Source organism: Streptomyces sp. NPDC096013, assembly GCF_044763565.1.
GTDB lineage: Bacteria > Actinomycetota > Actinomycetes > Streptomycetales > Streptomycetaceae > Streptomyces.
On record NZ_JBIWGK010000006.1, the window covers coordinates 332,392 to 353,417 of the forward strand.

General features: G+C 70.4%; 20 protein-coding genes and 1 pseudogene. 5 read left to right on the forward strand and 16 right to left on the reverse strand.

All coding sequences use genetic code 11. The features are described from left to right. Positions 1-431: 431 nt before the first annotated feature. The 7 genes and pseudogenes from ACIRB1_RS22315 to ACIRB1_RS22345 all read right to left on the reverse strand — a co-directional run. Positions 432-677 (reverse strand): annotated as a pseudogene (locus ACIRB1_RS22315) (LLM class flavin-dependent oxidoreductase); the annotation flags it as partial. Between the two features lie 42 nt (positions 678-719). Next, on the reverse strand, positions 720-1,178 hold the full coding sequence (locus ACIRB1_RS22320; protein WP_403466685.1) for a hypothetical protein: 459 nt from the start codon (positions 1,176-1,178) through the stop codon (positions 720-722). 81 nt (positions 1,179-1,259) lie between these two features. After that, the gene (locus ACIRB1_RS22325; RefSeq protein ID WP_352179801.1) at positions 1,260-1,808 is read right to left on the reverse strand and encodes an RNA 2'-phosphotransferase; all 549 of its coding nucleotides are present in this window, start codon (positions 1,806-1,808) and stop codon (positions 1,260-1,262) included. 122 nt (positions 1,809-1,930) lie between these two features. Then, complete coding sequence (locus ACIRB1_RS22330; RefSeq protein WP_403466686.1) at positions 1,931-2,896, reverse strand: MerR family transcriptional regulator; 966 nt, start codon at positions 2,894-2,896, stop codon at positions 1,931-1,933. Next, on the reverse strand, positions 2,893-3,780 hold the full coding sequence (locus tag ACIRB1_RS22335; RefSeq protein WP_403466687.1) for a metal-dependent hydrolase: 888 nt from the start codon (positions 3,778-3,780) through the stop codon (positions 2,893-2,895). The genes ACIRB1_RS22330 and ACIRB1_RS22335 overlap by 4 nt, the downstream gene beginning before the upstream one ends. Further along, positions 3,777-5,537: an SDR family oxidoreductase gene (locus ACIRB1_RS22340; RefSeq protein ID WP_403466688.1), complete on the reverse strand. Its 1,761-nt coding sequence runs from the start codon at positions 5,535-5,537 to the stop codon at positions 3,777-3,779. Before ACIRB1_RS22340 ends, ACIRB1_RS22335 begins: the two co-directional genes overlap by 4 nt. Further along, positions 5,534-6,376, reverse strand: coding sequence for a M24 family metallopeptidase (locus ACIRB1_RS22345; RefSeq protein WP_403466689.1), 843 nt, complete (start codon positions 6,374-6,376; stop codon positions 5,534-5,536). The genes ACIRB1_RS22340 and ACIRB1_RS22345 overlap by 4 nt, the downstream gene beginning before the upstream one ends. A gap of 246 nt (positions 6,377-6,622) precedes the next feature. On the opposite strand from ACIRB1_RS22345, the gene ACIRB1_RS22350 reads away from it, so the two are divergent. From ACIRB1_RS22350 to ACIRB1_RS22370, 5 genes are all read left to right on the forward strand, one after another. After that, positions 6,623-7,603: an ABC transporter ATP-binding protein gene (locus ACIRB1_RS22350; RefSeq protein ID WP_403466835.1), complete on the forward strand. Its 981-nt coding sequence runs from the start codon at positions 6,623-6,625 to the stop codon at positions 7,601-7,603. Continuing rightward, positions 7,593-8,501: an ABC transporter permease gene (locus ACIRB1_RS22355; RefSeq protein ID WP_352179796.1), complete on the forward strand. Its 909-nt coding sequence runs from the start codon at positions 7,593-7,595 to the stop codon at positions 8,499-8,501. Before ACIRB1_RS22350 ends, ACIRB1_RS22355 begins: the two co-directional genes overlap by 11 nt. Next, positions 8,498-9,409: an ABC transporter ATP-binding protein gene (locus tag ACIRB1_RS22360; RefSeq protein WP_352179795.1), complete on the forward strand. Its 912-nt coding sequence runs from the start codon at positions 8,498-8,500 to the stop codon at positions 9,407-9,409. The genes ACIRB1_RS22355 and ACIRB1_RS22360 overlap by 4 nt, the downstream gene beginning before the upstream one ends. A gap of 9 nt (positions 9,410-9,418) precedes the next feature. Continuing rightward, positions 9,419-10,138 (forward strand): ABC transporter permease, encoded by a 720-nt coding sequence (locus tag ACIRB1_RS22365; protein WP_352179794.1) that lies wholly within the window; start codon positions 9,419-9,421, stop codon positions 10,136-10,138. 78 nt (positions 10,139-10,216) lie between these two features. Then, entirely contained in the window at positions 10,217-10,456 is a 240-nt protein-coding gene (locus tag ACIRB1_RS22370) for a hypothetical protein (protein ID WP_019055074.1), read from the forward strand. A 461-nt stretch (positions 10,457-10,917) separates the two neighbouring features. Here ACIRB1_RS22370 and ACIRB1_RS22375 read toward each other — a convergent pair whose 3' ends face one another. The 9 genes from ACIRB1_RS22375 to ACIRB1_RS22415 form a co-directional block, all read right to left on the reverse strand. Beyond that, positions 10,918-11,727: an HAD family hydrolase gene (locus tag ACIRB1_RS22375; RefSeq protein ID WP_403466691.1), complete on the reverse strand. Its 810-nt coding sequence runs from the start codon at positions 11,725-11,727 to the stop codon at positions 10,918-10,920. Next, a complete protein-coding gene (serS, locus tag ACIRB1_RS22380; RefSeq protein ID WP_266770523.1) occupies positions 11,724-13,001 on the reverse strand; it encodes a serine--tRNA ligase in 1,278 nt (425 codons plus the stop codon). The genes ACIRB1_RS22375 and serS overlap by 4 nt, the downstream gene beginning before the upstream one ends. 561 nt (positions 13,002-13,562) lie before the next feature. Next, positions 13,563-14,495, reverse strand: coding sequence for a prephenate dehydratase (pheA, locus tag ACIRB1_RS22385; RefSeq protein WP_033285492.1), 933 nt, complete (start codon positions 14,493-14,495; stop codon positions 13,563-13,565). A 72-nt stretch (positions 14,496-14,567) separates the two neighbouring features. Then, positions 14,568-15,866: an iron uptake transporter deferrochelatase/peroxidase subunit gene (gene efeB / locus ACIRB1_RS22390; protein WP_403466692.1), complete on the reverse strand. Its 1,299-nt coding sequence runs from the start codon at positions 15,864-15,866 to the stop codon at positions 14,568-14,570. 8 nt (positions 15,867-15,874) lie between these two features. Beyond that, on the reverse strand, positions 15,875-17,974 hold the full coding sequence (locus ACIRB1_RS22395; RefSeq protein ID WP_403466693.1) for a copper resistance CopC/CopD family protein: 2,100 nt from the start codon (positions 17,972-17,974) through the stop codon (positions 15,875-15,877). Between the two features lie 15 nt (positions 17,975-17,989). After that, the gene (locus ACIRB1_RS22400; RefSeq protein WP_329553984.1) at positions 17,990-18,439 is read right to left on the reverse strand and encodes a copper chaperone PCu(A)C; all 450 of its coding nucleotides are present in this window, start codon (positions 18,437-18,439) and stop codon (positions 17,990-17,992) included. Further along, positions 18,436-19,086, reverse strand: a complete 651-nt coding sequence (locus ACIRB1_RS22405) for an SCO family protein (protein WP_352179788.1) — start codon at positions 19,084-19,086, stop codon at positions 18,436-18,438. The genes ACIRB1_RS22400 and ACIRB1_RS22405 overlap by 4 nt, the downstream gene beginning before the upstream one ends. A 92-nt stretch (positions 19,087-19,178) precedes the next feature. After that, a complete protein-coding gene (locus tag ACIRB1_RS22410) occupies positions 19,179-19,907 on the reverse strand; it encodes a YcnI family protein (protein WP_352179787.1) in 729 nt (242 codons plus the stop codon). 176 nt (positions 19,908-20,083) lie between these two features. Further along, positions 20,084-20,935: a hypothetical protein gene (locus tag ACIRB1_RS22415; RefSeq protein ID WP_352179786.1), complete on the reverse strand. Its 852-nt coding sequence runs from the start codon at positions 20,933-20,935 to the stop codon at positions 20,084-20,086. Between the last annotated feature and the right edge of the window lie 91 nt (positions 20,936-21,026).

The following is a 21,026-nucleotide window of genomic DNA, read 5'->3' on the forward strand; positions in this document are numbered from 1 at the left end:
CTTTCTCCCGCTCTACACGGCGTAGCTCATCGGCTCGGATCAGGAACCTTGCCGGCGGAGCGCCTGGCCTGAGTGCGTGAGGGAGCGGAGTAGCCCAGTTCTCACCACGTGTGACAAGAGTCGCCGGTCATCCGGCAACTCCACCCCCCAGCTCGTGATCGCAATCGGTTGGTCTCCGACATTCGCTGCCTCCACGCTGACGAAGTGATCGCCCAGGTCCTGAGTGCCGTCTGGCAGGTCGTAGACGGGGATGGAGTTGGAGACCTGGAGGATCACCCGTGGCCCTACGGGAGCGGGCAGGTAGCTGGAGATGTTGAAGCGGTTCTCCTGTCGGTTGTGGTCGCCAACTTGGACAGCTGCGGGGCCGTGGAAGGCGTTGCCGACACGGCCTTCATGGTCAGCCGTCGGAATGTTTCGGCAGGTCAGCTTGCGATAGGCGAAAAAGCCTTGACTGAGGTGACGAGGGTGCCCAGCCGCATCCGCTCGGTGACGGCCGCGGCGGCGGTCAGTGTGGGTACGGCACCGAACCACGGGCCGTCCCGGAAGGTACGCCAGGACAGGTGGTCGTAGGTGAATCCGGTGTGGAAGCCGAGTTGCTCGGCGCGCTGCCAGGCCTCGCGGCTCCCCTCGTTCCAGCGGCGGTACGGGAGGATCACGGTGCTCAGGCGCAGGCTCATGGGTGACAGGTTATGCAGTTGTCCCTGTTTCACGTGAAACCGTCACCGTATGCGGCTGTTCAGCCACGGCGTGAGGGTGATCATCGAGATCCACTCCTTGTGCGTCCGGTCGCCGGGCAGCGGGACGACGAGGTTGCAACTGGGCGGGAAACGGCGGGTCTTGACGTAGGCCCGGCCGTCGAAGACGGAGCGGAGGAAGGCCGGGACGTCGTCACGGGCGATGTCGGGGCAGTCGATGCCCTCGACGGTGATCAGCGCGTCGTCCTCGGGGTAGAGCCGCACCGTCACCCGGGGCAGTCCGCCGAACTCGATGAACGCCTCGTGCGGGAGCGAGCCGTCCGGGTCGGTGGTGACGCCGAAGCCCGCGGAGGTACGGCGTGAGGTCTGGTCGGCGCCGATGTCATGGGTGACCTCGATCTCCCGCGCGTACTCGGACGCGATGGCCCGGAGGGCGGTGACGGCGGCCTCGGTGCTGTGGAAGTGGTCCATACCACTGATCATGCCGGGGGCGGCGCGGCCGGGGCCAGGCAGGGGCGGCACTTCTCGGCCGTGTGAGGTCAGTGCCCCTCGGCCCGCTCGAAGTCAGTGGGGCTCGGGGAACCGCAGGTACCGCACGGGCACCGCCTCCGTGAGCCACACCCCGTTCTCGCTGACCCGGAAGACATGGCCGTCCTTGTGCATGGCCCCCGCGTCCACGGAGAGCACGACGGGCCGGCCGCGGCGGGCGCCGACGCGGGTGGCCGTCTCCCGGTCGGCGGAGAGGTGGACGGCATGGCGGTTCATGGGCCGGAGCCCTTCGGCCCGGATCGCGTCGAGGCTGCGGGCGACGGTGCCGTGGAAGAGGTACGGCGGCGGGGTGGCCGGGGGCAGTCCGAGGTCGACCTCGATGCTGTGGCCCTGGCTGGCGCGGATCCGGGTGCCCTCGATCGCGAAGCGGCGCTTGTCGTTCGTGGCCACCACATGGTCGAGTTCCTCGCGGCTGAACCGGAACCCGTTCGCCGCGCAAGCCGCGATCAGCGTATCGATCTCGACCCAGCCGGCCTCGTCGAGGGTGAGCCCGATCCGCTCGGGCTGGTGGCGCAGATGCTTGGAGAGGTACTTCGACACCTTCACGGTGCGTCTTTCATCCATCCGGTCAGGATGACGCGAGAGACGTGGATCACGCATTTTATTTTGCGGCCGATGTTTGATCCACAACCAACTGTAGTTATCCACAGGGGAATTGGCGTTTCTGTGGACAACTCCCTTCCATGTCAGCCCTCTTCGTCAAGATCAGCTGGGGGCACCCCACTTGGCATGAGCGCATCCAACGCCCGTGCCCGCAGCTCCCGTTCAGCCGCCAGCGCGACGAACTCGCCTGCCTTCTCCTTCCCAACCAGCCCCTCCACGGCCCGCATTGTCGACTCGGGCACAGCCACGGAACGTGACGAGGAGGCGGCCCGCGACGACTCCGCCGCCCCGAGGTGCTGCCGCAGCGACCGGTTGGCGAACAGCCGCATCGCGCGGGCGAGTTCGGCGTCCACGGTCTGCTGCGCGAGGGGCCGCAGCCGTCGTACGAGCGAGGCCGCTTCAGCGGCGTCCGCGTCGGTCGGGCGGTGCGGGCCGTCGAGGTAGCGGGCGAAGACGTGCTCGGTGGTGAACTCCAGGAAACGGGAGGCGATGTGCTCGACCTGGACCCTCAACTCCCGCAGGTGGGACGAGATCGCGGAGAGCGGGACTCCGGAGGCGTGCAACTCGACGGCCACCGCCAGCTCTTGGGGGCTCGGCACGAGGAAGGAGTCGGGGTCTCCGGGAACCGCCTCCAGTACGCCGAGTTCGACGGCCTCGGCGACGGCCGCGTCGTCCGGGCTGCCGCCGAAGCGCTGCTCCAGCTCGGCGCGCGAGATCCGCGCCGCCTGCTCGTCCGTCCACGGCCCGTCGACCTCGGCGACCAGCCCGAGGACCCCGCCGAGCCCCCGGCCCGCGTCCCAGGCGTCCAGCAACTCCTTGATGGAGGCCAGGCCGTAGCCCCGGTCGAGCAGGTCCGCGATCTGCCGGAGCCGGGCGAGATGGACGTCGGCGTACACGTTGGCCCGGCCCCGCCGCTCGGGGCGGGGGAGCAGGCCGCGGTCCTGGTAGGCGCGGATGGTCCGGACGGTGGCGCCGCTGAGGTGCGCGAGGTCCTCGATGCGGTAGGAGACCTCGTGCGGGCCGGAGCCGGCGCCCGAGCCGGAGTTCACGCGGCCCCCGCCCGGGCCGCCGGTGAGCGTTTCAGATACTCCACCGCACGGCTTAGCGAGCCCTCCCGCGACGGATGGTAGGAGCGCCGCAGATAGCGGGGGACGGCCGCGCCGAGCGAGCGCCAGGTGGGCAACAGGCCCTTGCGCACGGCCCTGTTGTGCTCGGCGAGCGAGTAGCGGACACGGCCCGCGAGCTGGGGGTCGTGGCGGATCAGGTAGGCCGTGCCCCAGGTCCACAGGTACAGCATCACCGGCGCCGTCACCGCCATGCCGGCGACGCGGCGGGCGTAGCGGGGGAGGCCGTGGCCGCCGCAGTGCCGGAACATGTCGTAGGCCACCGCGCGGTGTTCGACCTCCTCCGCGCCGTGCCAGCGCAGCAGGTCGAGCATCGTCTCGTCGGCGCCGGCCCGGTCGAGGGCCTCGGCGGCCAGGATCCAGTCGCCGAGCACCGCCGTGAACTGCTCGATCGCCGCGACGACCGCCAGCCGGAAGCGCAGCCACTCCCGCTGGGGCAACGGCGCGCCGAGCGGCGGGTGTTCGCCGAGGAGCCGTTCGAAGAGGTAGTCGACGTACCGGGTGAAGTCCGCCGACTCGAGCCGCTGGGCCGCGAGATGGTCCAGCACGTGCGCGTGCTGGACGCTGTGGGTGGCCTCCTGGCCCATGAACCCCTTGACGTCCGCGAGGAGTTCGGGGTCCCTGACCAGTGGCAGGCCCTCCTTGAAGACCTTCACGAACCACCGCTCCCCCGCCGGCAGCAGCAGGTGCAGCACGTTGATGACGTGGGTGGCGGTCGGCTCGTCCGGTATCCAGTGCAGGGGTGTGCGCGTCCAGTCGAAGGCGACCCGGCGCGGGGTGATCGGGTGGTGTTCGTGCGCGGAGGTCACAGCGGCGGCTCCAGGCGGGCCATCGCCCGCAACGCGCGCGGGGCGAACCGGGACATGAGGTGGGCGCCGCGCGCCTCCGGGGTGACCGGCACGACGGCTTCGTCGCGCACGACGGCCCGCAGGATCGCGTCGGCGACCTTCTCCGGCGGGTAGTTGCGCATCCCGTAGAGCCGCGCGGACTTCTTCTGGCGGCGTTTCTCCTCGGCGGCGTCGACCCCGGCGAAGTGCGCGGTGAAGGTGATGTTGGTGTTGACGAGGCCGGGACATATCGCCGAGACGCCGATCCCCTGCCCGGACAGCTCCGCGCGCAGGCACTCGCTCAGCATCAGCACGGCCGCCTTGGAGGTGCTGTACGCGGGGAGTGCCTTGGAGGGCTGGAAGGCCGCCGCCGACGCGGTGTTGACGATGTGGCCGCCCTGGCCGCGCTCGGCCATCTGCTTCCCGAAGAGGCGGCAGCCGTGGATCACGCCCCACAGGTTGACGTCGAGGACCTTCTTCCAGTCCTCCGGGGTGGTGTCGAAGAAGGAACCGGAGAGTCCGATTCCGGCGTTGTTGACCAGCACGTCCACCACGCCGTACTCGGCGGCGACCTTCTCGGCGAGCTTCTCCATGGCCTGCTCGTCGGAGACGTCGACCGTCTCCGCCCAGGCCTCGGGGGCACCGATCAGGCGGGCCAGTTCGGCGGTACGGGCCGCGCTCTCCGCGTCCCGGTCGACGGCCACCACGCGCGCGCCGGACTCCGCGAACGCGAACGCCGTGGCCCGGCCGATCCCGCTGCCCGCGCCGGTGACCAGCACGAGCTGCCCGCCGAACCGCTCCGTGTACCTGCCGGTCGCGGGCGTCACCGCGGGCCGCCCGGCGCCCTCGTGGGTGGTCACGAACTCCGTGATCCAGGACGCCAGTTGGTCGGGCCGGGTCCGGGGGACCCAGTGCTTGGCCGGCAGGGTGCGCCGCACCAGGCCCGGCGCCCACAGCTCCAGTTCGTCGTAGAGCCGCTCCGACAGGAACGCGTCCCCCAGGGGCGTGACGAGCTGCACGGGCGCGTGCGTGTACGCGTCCGTGCGCGGCCTGCGGAGCCGTGCGCGGACGTTGTCGCGGTACAGCCAGGCTCCGTGGGCGGCGTCGGTGCGGAGCGACGAGGTGGGGTAGTCGCCGCGCGGGACCTTCTCGACGCGCTCCAGGATCTTCGGCCAGCGGGTGCCGAGCGGGCCGCGCCAGGCGAGTTCGGGCAGCACGGGCGTGTGCAGCAGGTACACGTACCAGGACTTGGCGCCCTGGCCCAGGAGCTGGCCGACGCGGCGCGGGGTGGGCCGGGTCAGGCGCTTGTTGATCCAGTGCCCGAAGTGGTCGAGGGACGGCCCGGACATCGAGGTGAAGGAGGCGACGCGGCCCCGGGTGCGCTCGACGGTGACGAACTCCCAGGACTGCACCGAGCCCCAGTCGTGCCCCACGAGATGCACGGGCCGGTCCGGGCTGACCGCGTCCGCGACCGCCAGGAAGTCGTCCGTGAGCTTCTCCAGGGTGAACCCGCCCCGCAGCGGCCGCGGGGCCGTGGACCGGCCGTGGCCCCGGACGTCGTAGAGCACGACGTGGAAGCGGGCCGCCAGCCGGGAGGCGACCTCGGACCACACCTCCTTGCTGTCGGGATAGCCGTGCACCAGGACGACCGTGGGGTTCGCGGCGTCCCCCAGCTCGGCCACGCACAGCTCGACCCCGCCGGTCCGCACCCGGCGCTCCCGCGCACCCTCAAGCGTCACTTGTCCTCCGCCCAGCGCCGCACGTGCGGCAGATCGTCGTCCAGCCAGAAGGCGCTCTGTTCGGGGTCCGTGGAGTCGGTGACGACCAGGATCTCCTCGAACTTGGCGCCGGTGCCCCGGAATCCGAGATGCGGTTCGACCGCCCACAGGCCCGGGTGCGGGGGATGGTCGGAGAAGCGGTACGGCGACCACAGCGGGGACCAGCCCTCGCGGTGGCCGTGCAGCGCGTCGCTCGCGAGGCCCTTCAGGGACTGCGTGCCGAACCCGAACAGCCGCGGGGACCAAGGGCGTTCGGCGACCCGGTCGACCTTGTGCGCGATCACTCCGAAGGGGTACGCGCGGTGCCGGTTGGCATAGCCCTGGCGGACCATGAGGCGGTCCACGTCTTCGTAGATCTCGCGCAGCGGGCGCCGCTCGCGCACCTCCCGGAGGAGCAGCTCGCGGTGTGCCTCCAGGTCGGCCATCAGCCTGGCCTGCACCGGATTGCCGCCCAGTGAGTCCGAGTAGCCGATGTCGGCCGTGAAGCCCTTGTACACGGGGGCCATGTCCAGGATGAACGGCATCCCGGGCTCAAGGCGGCGGCCCGTGGGGAAGAACTGCAACGGCACCCGGAAGTTCGTGAACGCCGTGCGGTCGCCGAACCAGGCGAAGGGCAGATGGAACCAGTCCGTCACTCCCCGCGCGCGCAGCCAGGACCGCTGCAACCGCGCCGCGTCGCGCTCGGTCATCCCGGGCTCCAGCCGGGCCGCGACGGCCTCGGCGCATTCGTACGCCAGCCGCTGGACCTCTCTGAACCCCCGCAGTTCCCCGGAGAGTTCGCGTGTCACCGCCGTAGTCATGCCACCGCCCCACCTGTCCACACCGACTGCGGTACGTGCTCGTAACTTGACACTCGTGAATGTGACAGTTGTTAGAGGCTGCGTCAATAGGCGCGATCCCCACCTGTGGACAAGTGCGAGGACGCCGTCGGGTAGCCCTCAGGCAGGGGATCCCCTACGGGCCCGTACGTCTGGAGTCTGACGTGAGGACAGCTCTGCGGGCTGACGACCGGAGTGGCCCGCGTCACTACCTTCGTAGACGTGACTGTGATCGTGACCGAAAGCCTGAGCAAGCGGTTCCCCCGGGTGACCGCGCTTGACCGGCTCTCCGTGGACGTCGGACCCGGTGTGACGGGGCTCGTCGGTGCCAATGGAGCCGGCAAGTCCACCTTGATCAAGATCCTGCTGGGTCTGTCCCCCGCCTCCGAGGGCCGAGCCGAAGTGCTCGGTCTGGACGTCGCCACCAAGGGTGCCGACATCCGCGAGCGCGTCGGGTACATGCCGGAGCACGACTGTCTGCCGCCCGACGTCTCGGCCACCGAGTTCGTCGTCCACATGGCGCGCATGTCCGGACTTCCGCCCACCGCGGCCCGCGAGCGCACCGCGGACACCCTGCGCCACGTCGGCCTGTACGAGGAGCGCTACCGCCCCATCGGCGGCTACTCGACGGGCATGAAGCAGCGCGTCAAGCTCGCGCAGGCCCTCGTCCACGACCCGCAGCTGGTCTTCCTGGACGAGCCGACCAACGGCCTCGACCCGGTCGGCCGTGACGAGATGCTCGGCCTCATCCGCCGCATCCACACGGACTTCGGCATCTCGGTCCTGGTGACCTCGCACCTGCTGGGCGAGCTGGAGCGCACCTGCGACCACGTGATCGTGGTCGACGGCGGCAAGCTCCTGCGCTCCAGCTCCACCACGGACTTCACCCAGACCACGACCACCCTGGCGATCGAGGTCACCGACACCGACGAACACCCGGACGGCACCCGCGCGGTGCGCGACGCGCTCCACGCGCGCGGGGTGGACACCCACGACGGCAGCGGCCTGCCGGGCGCGGGCCACGTGCTCCTCCTGACGGCCTCCGGCGAGGAGACGTACGACGTGGTCCGCGACACGATCGCCGACCTCGGCCTCGGACTGGTGCGCATGGAGCAGCGCAGGCACCACATCTCCGAGGTCTTCACCGACGCCGCCACGGGCACCGACCACGACGCAGAGCGGAAGGAGGCCGTAGGCCATGGCAATTGACCAGCCCCTGGTCCCCCAGCCGGGCGACCAGACCCGTATCCACAACATCGGCTACCGCAACTACGACGGCCCCCGCCTGGGCCGCGCCTACGCCCGCCGCTCCCTCTACTCGCAGTCCCTGCGCGGCGCCTACGGCCTCGGCCGCTCGGTGAAGTCCAAGGTCCTGCCGATGCTGCTGTTCGTGGTCATGTGCGTGCCAGCGGCCATCATGGTCGCCGTCGCGGTCGCCACGAAGGCGCACGACCTGCCGGTGACCTACACCCGCTACGCGATCATCATGCAGGCCGTCATCAGCCTGTACGTCGCCTCGCAGGCACCCCAGTCGGTCTCGCGCGACCTGCGCTTCAAGACCGTACCGCTGTACTTCTCACGGCCCATCGAGAGCGCCGACTACGTGCGGGCCAAGTTCGCGGCCCTGGCCTCGGCGATGTTCATCCTGACCGCCGCGCCGCTGATCGTGCTCTACGTCGGGGCGCTGCTCGCCAAGCTGGACTTCGCCGACCAGACCAAGGGCTTCGCCCAGGGGCTCGTCTCCGTGACCCTCCTCTCGCTGCTCTTCGCCGGCATCGGCCTGGTCATCGCCGCGGTCACCCCGCGCCGCGGCTTCGGCATCGCCGCCGTCATCGCCGTCCTGACCATCTCCTACGGCGCGGTCTCCACCCTCCAGGCGATCGCCGACGCGCAGAACGCCACGAACGCCATCCCCTGGATCGGCCTCTTCTCGCCCGTCACCCTCATCGACGGCCTGCAATCGGCGTTCCTGGGCGCGACCTCCGCGTTCCCCGGAGGCGTCGGCCCCACCCACGCCGAAGGCGTCGTCTACGTCCTCGCCGTCCTGGGCCTCATCGCCGCGACCTACGGCCTCCTGATCCGCCGCTACCGGAAGGTGGGCCTGTGACCACGCTCTCCATCGACCACGTCTCCCGCTGGTTCGGCAACGTGGTCGCCGTCAACGACATCACCATGACCGTCGGCCCCGGAGTCACCGGACTGCTCGGTCCCAACGGCGCCGGGAAGTCCACCCTCATCAACATGATGGGCGGCTTCCTCGCCCCCTCCACCGGCACCGTCACCCTCGACGGCGAGCAGGTCTGGCGCAACGAACAGATCTACCGGCACATCGGCATCGTCCCCGAGCGCGAGGCGATGTACGACTTCCTCACCGGACGCGAATTCGTCGTCGCCAACGCCGAGTTGCACGGCCTCGGCGCCAAGGCGGCCCAGAAGGCGCTGGCCACGGTCGAGATGGAGTACGCGCAGGACCGCAAGATCTCGACGTACTCCAAGGGCATGCGCCAGCGCGTGAAGATGGCCAGCGCCCTGGTGCACGACCCGTCGCTGCTGCTGCTCGACGAGCCGTTCAACGGCATGGACCCGCGCCAGCGCATGCAGCTCATGGACCTGCTGCGGCGCATGGGCGACGAGGGCCGCACGGTGCTGTTCTCGTCCCACATCCTCGAAGAGGTCGAGCAACTCGCCTGGCACATCGAGGTGGTGGTGGCCGGACGGCACGCGGCCAGCGGCGACTTCCGCAAGATCCGCCGCCTGATGACCGACCGCCCGCACCGCTACCTGGTCCGCTCCAGCGACGACCGCGCCCTCGCGGCCGCGCTGATCGCCGACCCGTCGACGTCCGGCATCGAGGTCGACCTGGCCGAGGGCGCGCTGCGCGTCGAGGCCGTCGACTTCGCCCGGTTCACGGTCCTGCTGCCCCGGGTGGCCAAGGACCACGGCATCCGGCTGCTCACGGTCTCGCCGTCCGACGAGTCCCTCGAGTCCGTCTTCTCGTATCTCGTCGCGGCGTAGGAGGCCAAGATGTACGACCCCACAGTCGCCCGACTCACCTACCGGGCCCTGCTCGGCAAGCGCCGGGCCCTCATCCTGAGCGCCCTGCCCTTCCTGCTGATCATGATCTCCGTGGTGGTGCGGGGCCTCGCCGGCGCCGACGACCAGACCGCGGTCGACGTCCTGGGCGGGCTCGGCCTCGCCACGATGGTGCCGATCATCGGCGTCATCGCGGGCACGGGCGCGATCGGCCCGGAGATCGACGACGGCTCGGTGGTGTACCTGCTGTCCAAGCCGCTGAAGCGGCCCACGATCATCTTCACCAAGCTGATCGTGGCGATCGCCGTCACCATGGTGTTCTCGGCGGTCCCCATGCTGATCGCCGGGCTCATCCTCAACGGCAACGGCCAGCAGATCGCCGTCGCCTACACGGTGGCCGCGCTGGTCGCCTCCATCGCCTACGCGGCGCTCTTCCTGCTGCTCGGCACGGTCTCCCGGCACGCGGTCGTCTTCGGGCTCGTCTACGCCCTCGTCTGGGAAGCCCTGTTCGGCTCCCTGGTCGCCGGTGCCCGCACGCTCAGCGTCCAGCAGTGGGCCCTTGCCGTCGCCCAGAAGGTGGCCGGCGGCGACCTGGTCACCTCGGACGTCGGACTGACCACGGCCACGGTGTTCCTCGTCGTGGTCACCGCCGGAGCGACCTGGTTCGCCGGGCAGAAGCTGCGCACGCTGAAGCTCGCCGGCGAGGAATGACAGGTCCTGATCCTGACGGGGGCTTCATCTCTGCCCGGGCACACTGGGCAAACGGTACGCATGGCTGGGAGGACGGGGATGGCCGGAGAGGCGACGTACGGAGGCGGACAGGCGGAGTCCGGGGACGGCTGGGACAAGCTGGTCCTGGACGACGACTTCATACGCTCCGCCGAGACGGCCGAGCCGTCCGCCCGGGCGCGGATGCTCGCGGCGCGCTGGCGTGCGGAGTCTCCCGAGCCGCAGCCGTGGCGCTCCGACGAGCCGCCAGCGGGGTGGTTCTTCAGCAAGGCGCGGCGGCGCAAGTGGCGGCGGCGGTAGGCGTTGTCCTGTGGCACAGCCCCGCGTCCTTGAAGGGGTGCCTGCCTGAGCCCAGGTAATTCGGTGGCGTCCACCTCGGCGTACGGGCACAGTTGTCGTGTCGACGCCGGATCAGGCCGGCGGCATCTACTGGGAGAGGAGCTGGGCGATGTCCATGCACGGCAGTACGCCCAACTCCCTTCAGGGCAGCCCGCGGCGGTCTCCGGAGTAGTTACCCTCCGTCGAGTCGCCCACCACGGGGAGCTGCCCGGGGCGGCCGCTTCGAGCACGCGACTCATTATCGCGTGGGCCGCCTTCCCTTTCGCCCCCTATGGCAGGGGGCATTTCACGCTGGGGCGGGTCGGTCGCCCGGATCGGTGCCACGAGGTGCCGCTCTCCGGGCGACCGGCCCGCCCCAGCGGCATGAGGTACGGGCGCCGCCGCAGCGGCAGGACTTACGGGAGCTGGAGCAGCGGCATGACTTACGCGTGCTGGAGCAGTCGCTCCAGCACCACCGCGATCCCGTCCTCCTCATGGGAGGCCGTCACCTCGTCCGCCACCGCCTTGAGCTCCTCGTGCGCGTTGGCCATCGCCACGCCGTGGGACGCCCAGGCGAACATCGCGATGTCGTTGGGCATGTCGCCGAAGGCGATCGTGTCGGCGGCCTTCAGGCCCAGGCGACGGGCCGCGAGGGACAGCCCCGTGGCCTTGGAGAGGCCGAGCGGGAGCAGTTCGACGATGCCCTCGCCGGCCATCGCGACGGAGACGAAGCCACCGGCCGACCGCCGTGCGGCCTCGGCGAGCTGGTCGTCCGTGAGGGTGGGGTGCTGGATGTAGATCTTGTTCAGCGGCGCCGCCCACAGCTCGGACACGTCCGAGAGCGGGGTCGAGGGCAGCGCGCCCGTGAGCGCGTACCCGTCGCCGACCAGCACATCGCCGTCCAGGCCGTCCCGGCTCGCCGCGAGGTACAGCGGGCCGACCTCCGCCTCGATCTTGGCGAGCGCCACCCCGGCGAGCTGCCGGTCCAGGGTCACCGACGTCAGCAGGCGGTGCTCCCCGGCGTCGTAGACCTGGGCGCCCTGGCCGCAGACCGCGAGGCCGTCGTAGCCGAGGTCGTCGAGGATGTGCCGGGTCCAGGGGACCCCGCGGCCCGTGACGACGATGTGGGCCGCGCCCGCCGCGGTGGCCGCGGCGAGCGCGTCACGGGTACGCGAGGAGACCGACTCGTCGGAGCGCAGGAGCGTCCCGTCGAGGTCGGTCGCGATCAGCCGGTACGGGAAGCCGCTGCTCACTTGGCGACCGGCTCCAGCAGCTCACGGCCGCCCAGGTACGGACGCAGCACCTCGGGCACGCGCACGGAGCCGTCGGGCAGCTGGTGGTTCTCCAGGATCGCGACGATCGTGCGCGGTACGGCGCACAGCGTGCCGTTGAGCGTGGCCAGCGGCTGGACCTTCTTGCCGTCGCGCAGCCGCACCGACAGGCGGCGGGCCTGGAAGCTGTCGCAGTTGGAGGCCGAGGTCAGCTCGCGGTACTTGCCCTGGGTCGGGATCCACGCCTCGCAGTCGAACTTGCGGGACGCCGACGAGCCCAGGTCGCCCGAGGCCACGTCGATGACCTGGAAGGGCAGTTCGAGGGCGCTGAGCCACTGCTTCTCCCAGTCCAGGAGGCGCTGGTGCTCGTTCTCCGCGTCCTCGGGGAGGACGTACGAGAACATCTCGACCTTGTCGAACTGGTGCACGCGGAAGATGCCCCGCGTGTCCTTGCCGTAGGTGCCGGCCTCGCGGCGGAAGCACGGGGAGAAGCCCGCGTAGCGCAGCGGGAGCTTGTCCGCGTCGAGGATCTCGTCCATGTGGTACGCGGCGAGGGGGACCTCGGAGGTGCCGACGAGGTAGAAGTCGTCCTTCTCCAGGTGGTACACGTTCTCCGCGGCCTGGCCGAGGAAGCCGGTGCCCTCCATGGCGCGCGGGCGGACCAGCGCGGGGGTCAGCATCGGGATGAAGCCGGCCTCCGTGGCCTGCGCGATCGCCGCGTTGACGAGCGCCAGCTCCAGGAGGGCGCCGACGCCGGTGAGGTAGTAGAAGCGCGAGCCGGAGACCTTCGCGCCGCGCTCGACGTCGATGGCGCCGAGCGCCTCGCCCAGCTCCAGGTGGTCCTTGGGCTCGAAGCCCTCGGCGGCGAAGTCGCGGATCGTGCCGTGCGTCTCCAGGACGACGAAGTCCTCCTCGCCGCCGACGGGCACGTCGGGGTGCACGAGGTTGCCGAGCTGGAGCGCGAGGCGCTTGGTCTCCTCGTCCGCCTCGTGCTGCTCGGCGTCGGCCGCCTTGACGTCGGCGGCGAGCTGGCCCGTCTTCTTGAGCAGCTCGGCCTTCTCGTCGCCGGAGGCCTTGGGGATGAGCTTGCCGAGCGCCTTCTGCTCGGAGCGCAGCTCGTCGAAGCGGACGCCGGACGACCTGCGCCGCTCGTCGGCGGACAGGAGAGCGTCGACGAGCGCGACGTCCTCTCCACGGGCGCGCTGGGACGCGCGCACACGGTCGGGGTCCTCACGAAGCAGGCGAAGGTCAATCACGCGACCAGGCTACCGGTGACGGGTTCCGGCTCACGACTCGGTATTCCGAACTGCGCCTTACCTCCGGTTATGCGGCAATTGCACAGAGTGTCGAAGTGGGGTGACGCCGGTCAATGAAATGGCCGCCCGCTCCCTGGAACGGGGCAGGCGCGAGGCGGTCCGTTGACTCGAATCCCTTGTGGGAAACGGGACTTGGGGATGCGGTTGTCCACAGGAATCCACATCCCGGAAGAGTTATCCACAGGGTGTGCGAAAGATCTGTGGACATCGGAAGTGATCATTTCCAAAGGGTTTCGCATGCTGGGCAATTCCTGTCCCAAACGCACCTCCCACCCACTTTCGGGTGGAAATGCGTCGCTCCATAGGATTGCCCGAAGGAAACAGGTGGACGAAGAGTGACCTACGCGCCGGTGGACGGGTCGACCCCCTGTAGGGAGATTTGTCGACTGGATCGCACTTGGTTGTCGACTTGTCCCCAGGTCGAGAAGCGGACCTGTGGATAACTTCTGTGGATAACGAAGATACGCAGGTAGTACCGGGACGATCGGCGGGTACGACCGGTCAGAAACGGCCGTCCTGGCAGTGCGCGACCCAGTCGGCGGCGGCCAGGAAGTCCTCGTCCGAGGTGGCCGGGAACAGCGGGCGCACCCCGTCCACGCCGACGTCCGCGCGCGGGTACGACCCGAGGAAGCGCACCTGAAGGCAGATCCGCTTGAGCCCGGCCAGCGCCTCCGCCACCCGGCGGTCGGAGATATGGCCCTCGGCGTCGATGCAGAAGCAGTAGTTGCCGATGCCGGCGCCGGTGGGCCGGGACTGGAGCAGCATCAGGTTGATGCCCCGGGTGGCGAACTCGCCCAGCAGATCGCGCAGACCGCCGGGGTGGTCGTCCCGCTGCCAGATCACCACGGACGTCTTGTCCGCGCCGGTCGGCGCCGCGGGCCGGGCGGGCCTGCCCACCAGCACGAACCGGGTCTGCGCGTTCTCCGCGTCGTGGATCTCGGTCTCCAGCGCCTCGAGACCGTACCGGGCGGCGGCGAACTCACCGGCGAACGCGGCGTCGTAGCGGCCCTCCTGGACCAGGCGGGCGGCGTCCGCGTTCGAGGCCGCCGACTCCCAGAGGGCGTCCGGGAGGTTCGCCTTCATCCAGTTGCGGACCTGCGGCTGGGCGGCGGGGTGCGCGGAGACCGTCTTGATGTCGGAGAGCTTCGTGCCCGGCCTGACCAGCAGCGCGAAGGTGATCGACAGCAGCACCTCGCGGTAGATCATCAGCGGCGCGCCCGCGACCAGCTCGTCCAGGGTGGTGGTGATGCCGCCCTCGACGGAGTTCTCGATCGGCACGAACGCGGCCTCGGCCTCGCCGGTGCGGACCGCGTCCAGCGCGGACTGCACCGACACATAGGGGATCAGCTCCCGGGTGGCCGCCTCGGGCAGCGTCCGCAGGGCGACTTCGGTGAAGGTGCCCTCAGGGCCGAGATACGCGTAGCTGGCTGGCATGACCTCACCCTAATGGGCCTTGCGAAACCGGACGCACGCTTCCTGGACGAGCCACCCGTGAGGGCGACGGCCTCACCCCTCCAGCAACCGCTGCCCCACGTACTCGCCCTCCGCCGCCCCGCCCGGCACCGCGAACAGGCCGCTCGCCTCGTGGCGGATGTACGTCGACAGGGCGTCACCGCGGTCGAGCTTGCGCTGCACGGTGACGAAGCCGCGCAGCGGGTCCGCCTGCCAGCACACGAAGAGGAGCCCGGCGTCCGGGGTGCCGTCGGCGGCGATGCCGTCGTGGTACGAGAAGGGGCGTCGGAGCATCGCCGCCCCGCCGTTCTGGTCGGGCCGGGCGATCCGGGCGTGCGCGTTGATGGGGACGACCAGGGCGCCCTTGGCGTCGGTCTTCTCCAGGTCCATCGCGGTCGTCTCACCGCCCCCGGACAGCGCGGCCCCGTTCGATTTGCGGCGCCCGACGACGTTCTCCTGGGCCTGGACCGAGAGCTTCTCCCAGTCGTCGAGGAGCATGCGGATACGGCGTACGACGGCGTAGGAGCCGTTCGCCATCCATGCCGGGTCGGTCGTACCGGACGCCGGCACGAAGATCCGCCGGTCGAAGTCGGGCTCGGTCGGCTTGGGGTTGCGGGTGCCGTCGAGCTGGCCCATGAGGTTGCGGGCGGTCATCTTGTGGGACGTGGCACCCGGGGTCCGGTTGAAGCCGTTCATCTGCCAGCGGACCTTGGCCGCGCTGCCCGCGTCCTTCTGGATCGTGCGCAGGGCGTGGAAGGCGACCAGCGCGTCGTTGGCGCCGATCTGCACCCACAGGTCGCCGTTGCTGCGGGCCTTGTCGAGGTGGTCGGAGGAGAAGTCGGGGAGCGGGTCGAGGGAGGCCGGGCGCTGCTTCTCCAACCCTGTACGGGAGAAGAAGGAGTTGCCGAAGCCGAAGGTGATCGTCAGGGACGAGGGCCCCGCGTCCCGGGCGACATCCGTGTCGTCCTGCGCCGCCGCCTCGCCCGCCATCAGCCGCTGGGCGGTCGTCGACCAGCGGCGCAACAGGGCCGCCGCCTCCTTGCGGCCCGCGCCCGCCGCCAGGTCGAAGGCGACGAGGTGGCCGCGCGCCTGGAGGCCCTCGGTGATGCCCGGCTGATGTTTCCCGTGAAACATTGCCATGTCCTCGCCGAGCGAGGTGAGCGGTGTGGCACCGGCGGGCGCGGACGCGTAGCCCACGGCCCCGCCCGCCGCACCGAGCACGAGCCCGGTGGCACCGGCCGTACCGAGGAGTCGTCGGCGGGAAATGCCCTCCCCGGGGGTGGCGTCGTCGGACGCGGCCTCCGCAGGGGGTGCCTCTACGGTCCGGGTCTGGGGAATGGACTGGTCAGGCATGGCGTGGTTCAGCCGATCTGCGCGTTCTTGTCGACGGTCGTCTGGTCGATGTCGGAGGTCCGCACGGTCACCGAGATCTTCCAGTCGCCCGCCATGGGGATCTGGATTCCGGTCGCCGCCCAGTGCCCGGTGGTGATGTGGTCGGGCGTCACGGGAAGCGGGCCGATCTTCTTCGCGGCGAGGGTGAAGGCCACCTTCACCTCGGGGACGTCGAAGGCCCGGCCGTTGGGGCGCTGCACATAGACGTGCATCTCGTTGCCGCCCACGCGCGCGGGGTCGAGGTCGAGCCGTATGACGCCCTTGCCGTCCGTGCCTCCGGTGTCGAAGGACATGTCCAGGGTCAGGGCACCCGCGGACGAGGAGGAAGCGGCCGAGGGGGAAGAGGCCTTGGCCGCCTTGGCGTCCTCCTCCGTGCGGCCGGGTTCGGTGGTCGTCAGGGCCGTGGTGACGGCCAGCACGACCACGGCGACGGCGGCCTCGGCGAGCACCGACCGGCGCAGCCCGAACCGGATCGGATCGGCGTCCCGCAGCCGCTTCTGCCGCGTGGAGTCCACGGCGGCCTGCTGCCGGGCGAGTTGAGCGGCCCGCTTGGTGTCGCCGGGTGCCCCGGAATCGCCGCCCTTGGAGGATGCGGACGAGGACGAGGACGCGGCCACGGCGGAGTCGCCCTCGGCGGAGGCGGCGGCCTTGGACGAGGTCGTGGCGCTTGAGGCACCGGCCTCGGTGGACGTCGTAGCGCTGGAGGCGCTGACCTCAGTGGAAGGGGCGCTGGAGTCGGCGGTCTTCGAAGAGGCGCTGGCATGCGCCTTCTCCTTCTCCTGTGCGCGCTCCTCGACGGCGGTCTCAGCCGGCCCCGTCGTCTCGGCCGTCGCGCCCGTCTCCGCCAGCCGTCCCGTCCACCGCCGCGAGATCGAGGCGATGCCGACGAGCAGCGCGACGAGCCCGATCTTCACGAGCAGCAGCTGGCCGTAACCGGTGTCGGTGAAGGCCGACCAGGAGCCGAGCTGGCGCCAGGACTGGTAGATGCCGGTCGCGACGAGGGTGAGGACGCTGCCGAAGGCGATGCGGGAGAAGTTCCGGACGGCCGTCCGCCCGACCTGGTTGTCGGCGGGCGCGCGGTAGAGCGCGACGAGGAGGGCGGAGAGGCCGCCGAGCCAGGTCGCGACGGCCAGCAGGTGGACGACGTCGACGGGCATCGCGATGCCGGGCTGGAGCCCGGTCGAGGCGTGCTCGGCCAGCGCCCAGCTCGCTGCGAGCCCGGCGGCCACCACACCGCCGCCGATCGCGAGACCGAAGGTGAGGTCCCGCTTCTCCTCTTCCTCCTCCCGCTTGTCGTACGCCCCGAAGAGCACGGCGATGAACAGCGCGGCGGCGGCGAGCAGCAGCAGCCGGGAGACGAGCGCGGCGCCCGTCTTGGTCTGGAGGACCTGTCCTACGAGGTTCAGATCGAAGACGTCGCCGAGCTTGCCGGTGGTCGTGTACGAGCCGCGCAGGAGCAGCAGCCAGAGCGTGGCCGCGGTGAGCGTGACCCAGCCGGAGACGACGAGGCGCTGCAACGCGCGTACCCCGGCGCCCCGCTGCCAGCAGGCCAGGATGAACGCGGCGCCGCCGACCATGACGATGAAACCGGCGTACGACATGTAGCGCCCGAAGCCGTAGAGCCCGCCGACGAGCCCGCCGCCGACGTCCTGGTCGGAGACGGAGACGGTGGTCTTGGAGGGGGCGCCGACGGAGAAGGTGAAGGCGCCGGCCACGGGGTGGCTGTCGGCCGAGACGACCTGCCAGGCCACGGTGTAGGTGCCGTCGGGCAGGCCGCTGCGGACCTGGATGGCGTAGGTCGTACCGCTGATGTTGGACGGTTTGCCGACGTCGACGCGTTTGCCCTTCGGGTCGAGGACGCGCAGCGAGTCGTCGTTCGTGGAGACCTTCTCGGAGAAGGTGAGCGAGATCTGCGTCGGAGCCTTGTCGACCACCACCCCCGAACTGGGGTCGCTGCCGGTCAGCGCGGCGTGCGCGGAGGCGGTACCGGCCCCGGCGAAGAGCATGCCGGTGACGGCCAGGAGCAGCAGCACCAGATTGCGGACGCGGGGGGTGATGGTCGTGGTCAAGGTGGGGTCCCTCCCTCAGTGCCCGGTCGTGGGGTTGTACGTGGCCGACTTCACCGGCATCTCAACCGTGAGGGGGCCAGACTTGGCAAAGTGCAGCTTCACGGTCACGTGGTCGCCCTGCTTGAGCGTGTGCTTCAGCTTGTCGAACATCAGGTGGTTGCCCCCGCTCTTGAACACGAGTTGACCGTGTGCGGGTACATCGAGGGACTTCACCTCCTCCATCGACTGGCCGACGGTCTCGTGCACGGAGACCGGGCCGAGGTCGCTGGTGACGGAGGTCAACTCGTCCTTCGCGCCGCCCTTGTTGGCGATGTCCAGGAAGCCCGCCGCCATCTCCGAGACCGGCTGGGGCATGTAGGCGGAGCTGACGGAGAGCTGGGCCTTGGCGTCGTCCGAGCCGCCGCAGCCCGTGAGGACCAGCGCCCCCGCGAGGACGACGACGGAGGACGCTACCGCGTGTTTCACGGTGTCTCCCCCTTGACGATCTTGGGGAGGTCCTTGGTGTAGTCGTCGACGGTGGTGTCCTCGCCGTAGAGCAGATAGCCGCCGTCGGTCTTCGGGGAGAACGCGACGACCTGGGTGCCGTGGACCGAGACCAGCTTGCCGTTCTTGTCCTTCGAGGTCGGCTCGATGGAGATGCCGATCGAGCGGGCACCGGCCTGGATGGCGGAGAAGTCGCCGGTCAGGCCGACGAACTGGGTGTCGATGCCCTTGAGCCACTTGCCGAGTTCCGACGGGGTGTCCCGGGCCGGGTCGGTGGTGACGAACACGACGAGCAGCTTGTCCTGCTCGGCCTTGGGCAGCGCCTTCTTGGCGACGGCGATGTTGTTCATCGTCAGCGGGCAGATGTCGGGGCAGTGGGTGTAGCCGAAGTAGATCAGCGTCGGACGGCCCTTGGACTCCGCCCGGAAGTCGTACTTCTTGCCGTGCGTGTCCGTGAGCACCAGGTCCGGCTTCTCGAACGGGGTGTCGAGCACGGTGGCGGCCTGCGTCGCGGTGTCCGCGGAGACCGCGGCGACGGGGCTCTTGTTGTCGTCCCCGCTGCCGCAGGCGGAGAGCGTCAGGGTGGCGGCGGCGAGCAGAACGGCCGCCGCGAACGTCTTCTTGCGCATAGGAAAATGTCCCAGTTGTGAGAGCTCCGGCGCGCACCGGGGTCGTCGCGGGAGTCGCACGGACCCCGGTGCGCGCTATGAGTGGACGGGCCTCAGACGGTCGTACGCCGCCGACCGGCCAGAACGCCGTACGCCACGCCCGCCGCGCCGACGGCGATGCCGACCACGGCGAGGACGCGGGCGGTGGTGTCGGACGAACCGGAGGACGACGACGTGGAGTCGGCGGCGGTGGTCTCGGTCTTCGTGGATGTCTCGGAGGCGTCCTCGGCGGTCGCGCCGGACGCGGCGGCGGAGGTCAGCTTGAGGCTGGGAGCCGGGTTGTCGGGCTCCGCCTCGCCGTCCTTCTGGACCTCGATCCAGCGCACGACCTCCTTGTCGGAGTACGTCTGGAGCGCCTTGAAGACGAGCTGGTCGGCGTCCGTGGGCAGCATGCCGACGGAGACCGGGAACTTCTGGAAGTAGCCGGGCTCGACGCCCTTGCCGGTCGCGGTCCAGGTGACCTTGGTGACGGCCTCGGTGATCGTCTCGCCGTGCATCTCGGCGGGCTTGGCGAGCTTCGACCTGGTGACCTTGACGGTCCAGCCGCTGATCGGCTCCGGCATCACGGAGGCCAGCGGGTGGTCGGCCGGGAAGTTCACTTCCAGCTTGGTGGTCGAGGCATCGTCACGCTCGTTCGGGACCTTGAAGTCGACGACCGCGTAGCCGCCCTTGACGGCCGCGCCCTCCGGCTGCACGGAGACGTGCGCGAAGGCGGGGGAGGACAGCACGAGCACGGCCGAGCCGGCGACACCGACGGCGGCGGCGATACGAGAAGCCTTCATGAAAGGAGCACTCCACTTCGAGTTCGAGTGAGTTCCGGTGGTGAAGAGGGGCGCGTGGTGTCCCGGGTGCGGCGGGGTTTCCCGGCCGAGGAACACGAGCACGCGTGTGTGCCGCACGACGGCGGCCTCTTCACGCACGGAACAGAAGGGAGTGCGGGGGTGATGGTCGCGTCGCGTCAGGCGGCGAGGGTGTGTGCGGCGGCCGGCGGACCGCGGCGGATCACCGAGTGCTGGAGTGCGGTGGTGTGCGGCGCGGGCGGCGCGAACAGGGCGCTGAGACGCGGGCGCGGGCCCGCCTCGGGCGCCCCCGGCAGCCCGGCCCGCAGGGCGCGCACCAGGGCGAGGGCCCCGCGCAGGGACCGTACGAGCGCCCCTTCGGCGACTCCGTGCGCCGACAGTTCCATCAGGCGCAGCAGCGCCTGGTCCCCGCGCCGCAGCAGCCAGCCCGCGGCGAGCGCCGCGAGGACGTGACCGAGCAGCATCGACAGGGACGGGAACAGCGACATCGAGGAGGCGGCGGAGGTGGACATGGCGTCCGCCGGGTGATGCATCGATGCCATGGACCCCATGGACCCCATGGCGCTCATCGGGCCCGTCGAGCCCGAAGTCGGCAGCAGCCGCGCGTCGGTGAGGATCTGATGGGCCTGCGCCGGGCTGATCGCCGCCGCGGTGGTCCCGCACAGGAGATGCGCGGCGCGCGCGACGAGCGTGGCGTCGGACGCCGACAGGGAACCGCCGGTGGATGTGCCCGCGCTCTGCCCCAGCCCGAACAGCGTGTGCAGCACGGTCTGTCCGACCGCGAGCGGCACCACGATCCCCGGCAGCGAACGCGCCCGCCCGGCGAGCGGCGCCACGACGAGGAAGGTCGCGAGGAAGCCCGCGCCGACCGTCCACAGCGGAACGGTCGCGCAGGAGGCGATCGCGTGTCCGGCGGCGGCCAGCACGACACAGACCGCGGCGAACACCGCGGCCCGCAGGACCCGGAGTTCACCTCCGGAGCGCGCCGTATGGGGGTGGGGGGCAGTCATGGCGGGCTCATCATCGCACCGGCTCCATCGCGGCTATACGGCAGGTCCGGCACATCGGGGCCATAGTGTGTTGTACGTCACAAAGATCACT

What these genes read in the sequence shown, in the direction of transcription:
- ACIRB1_RS22320 (WP_403466685.1), bottom strand. Translation starts at nt 1,178, where the DNA reads ATGATCAGTGGTATGGACCACTTCCACAGCACCGAGGCCGCCGTCACC.
- ACIRB1_RS22325 (WP_352179801.1), bottom strand. Translation starts at nt 1,808, where the DNA reads ATGGATGAAAGACGCACCGTGAAGGTGTCGAAGTACCTCTCCAAGCAT.
- ACIRB1_RS22345 (WP_403466689.1), bottom strand. Translation starts at nt 6,376, where the DNA reads ATGACTACGGCGGTGACACGCGAACTCTCCGGGGAACTGCGGGGGTTC.
- ACIRB1_RS22355 (WP_352179796.1), top strand. Translation starts at nt 7,593, where the DNA reads ATGGCAATTGACCAGCCCCTGGTCCCCCAGCCGGGCGACCAGACCCGT.
- ACIRB1_RS22365 (WP_352179794.1), top strand. Translation starts at nt 9,419, where the DNA reads ATGTACGACCCCACAGTCGCCCGACTCACCTACCGGGCCCTGCTCGGC.
- ACIRB1_RS22370 (WP_019055074.1), top strand. Translation starts at nt 10,217, where the DNA reads ATGGCCGGAGAGGCGACGTACGGAGGCGGACAGGCGGAGTCCGGGGAC.
- pheA (WP_033285492.1), bottom strand. Translation starts at nt 14,495, where the DNA reads ATGCCAGCCAGCTACGCGTATCTCGGCCCTGAGGGCACCTTCACCGAA.
- efeB (WP_403466692.1), bottom strand. Translation starts at nt 15,866, where the DNA reads ATGCCTGACCAGTCCATTCCCCAGACCCGGACCGTAGAGGCACCCCCT.
- ACIRB1_RS22405 (WP_352179788.1), bottom strand. Translation starts at nt 19,086, where the DNA reads ATGCGCAAGAAGACGTTCGCGGCGGCCGTTCTGCTCGCCGCCGCCACC.
- ACIRB1_RS22410 (WP_352179787.1), bottom strand. Translation starts at nt 19,907, where the DNA reads ATGAAGGCTTCTCGTATCGCCGCCGCCGTCGGTGTCGCCGGCTCGGCC.
- ACIRB1_RS22415 (WP_352179786.1), bottom strand. Translation starts at nt 20,935, where the DNA reads ATGACTGCCCCCCACCCCCATACGGCGCGCTCCGGAGGTGAACTCCGG.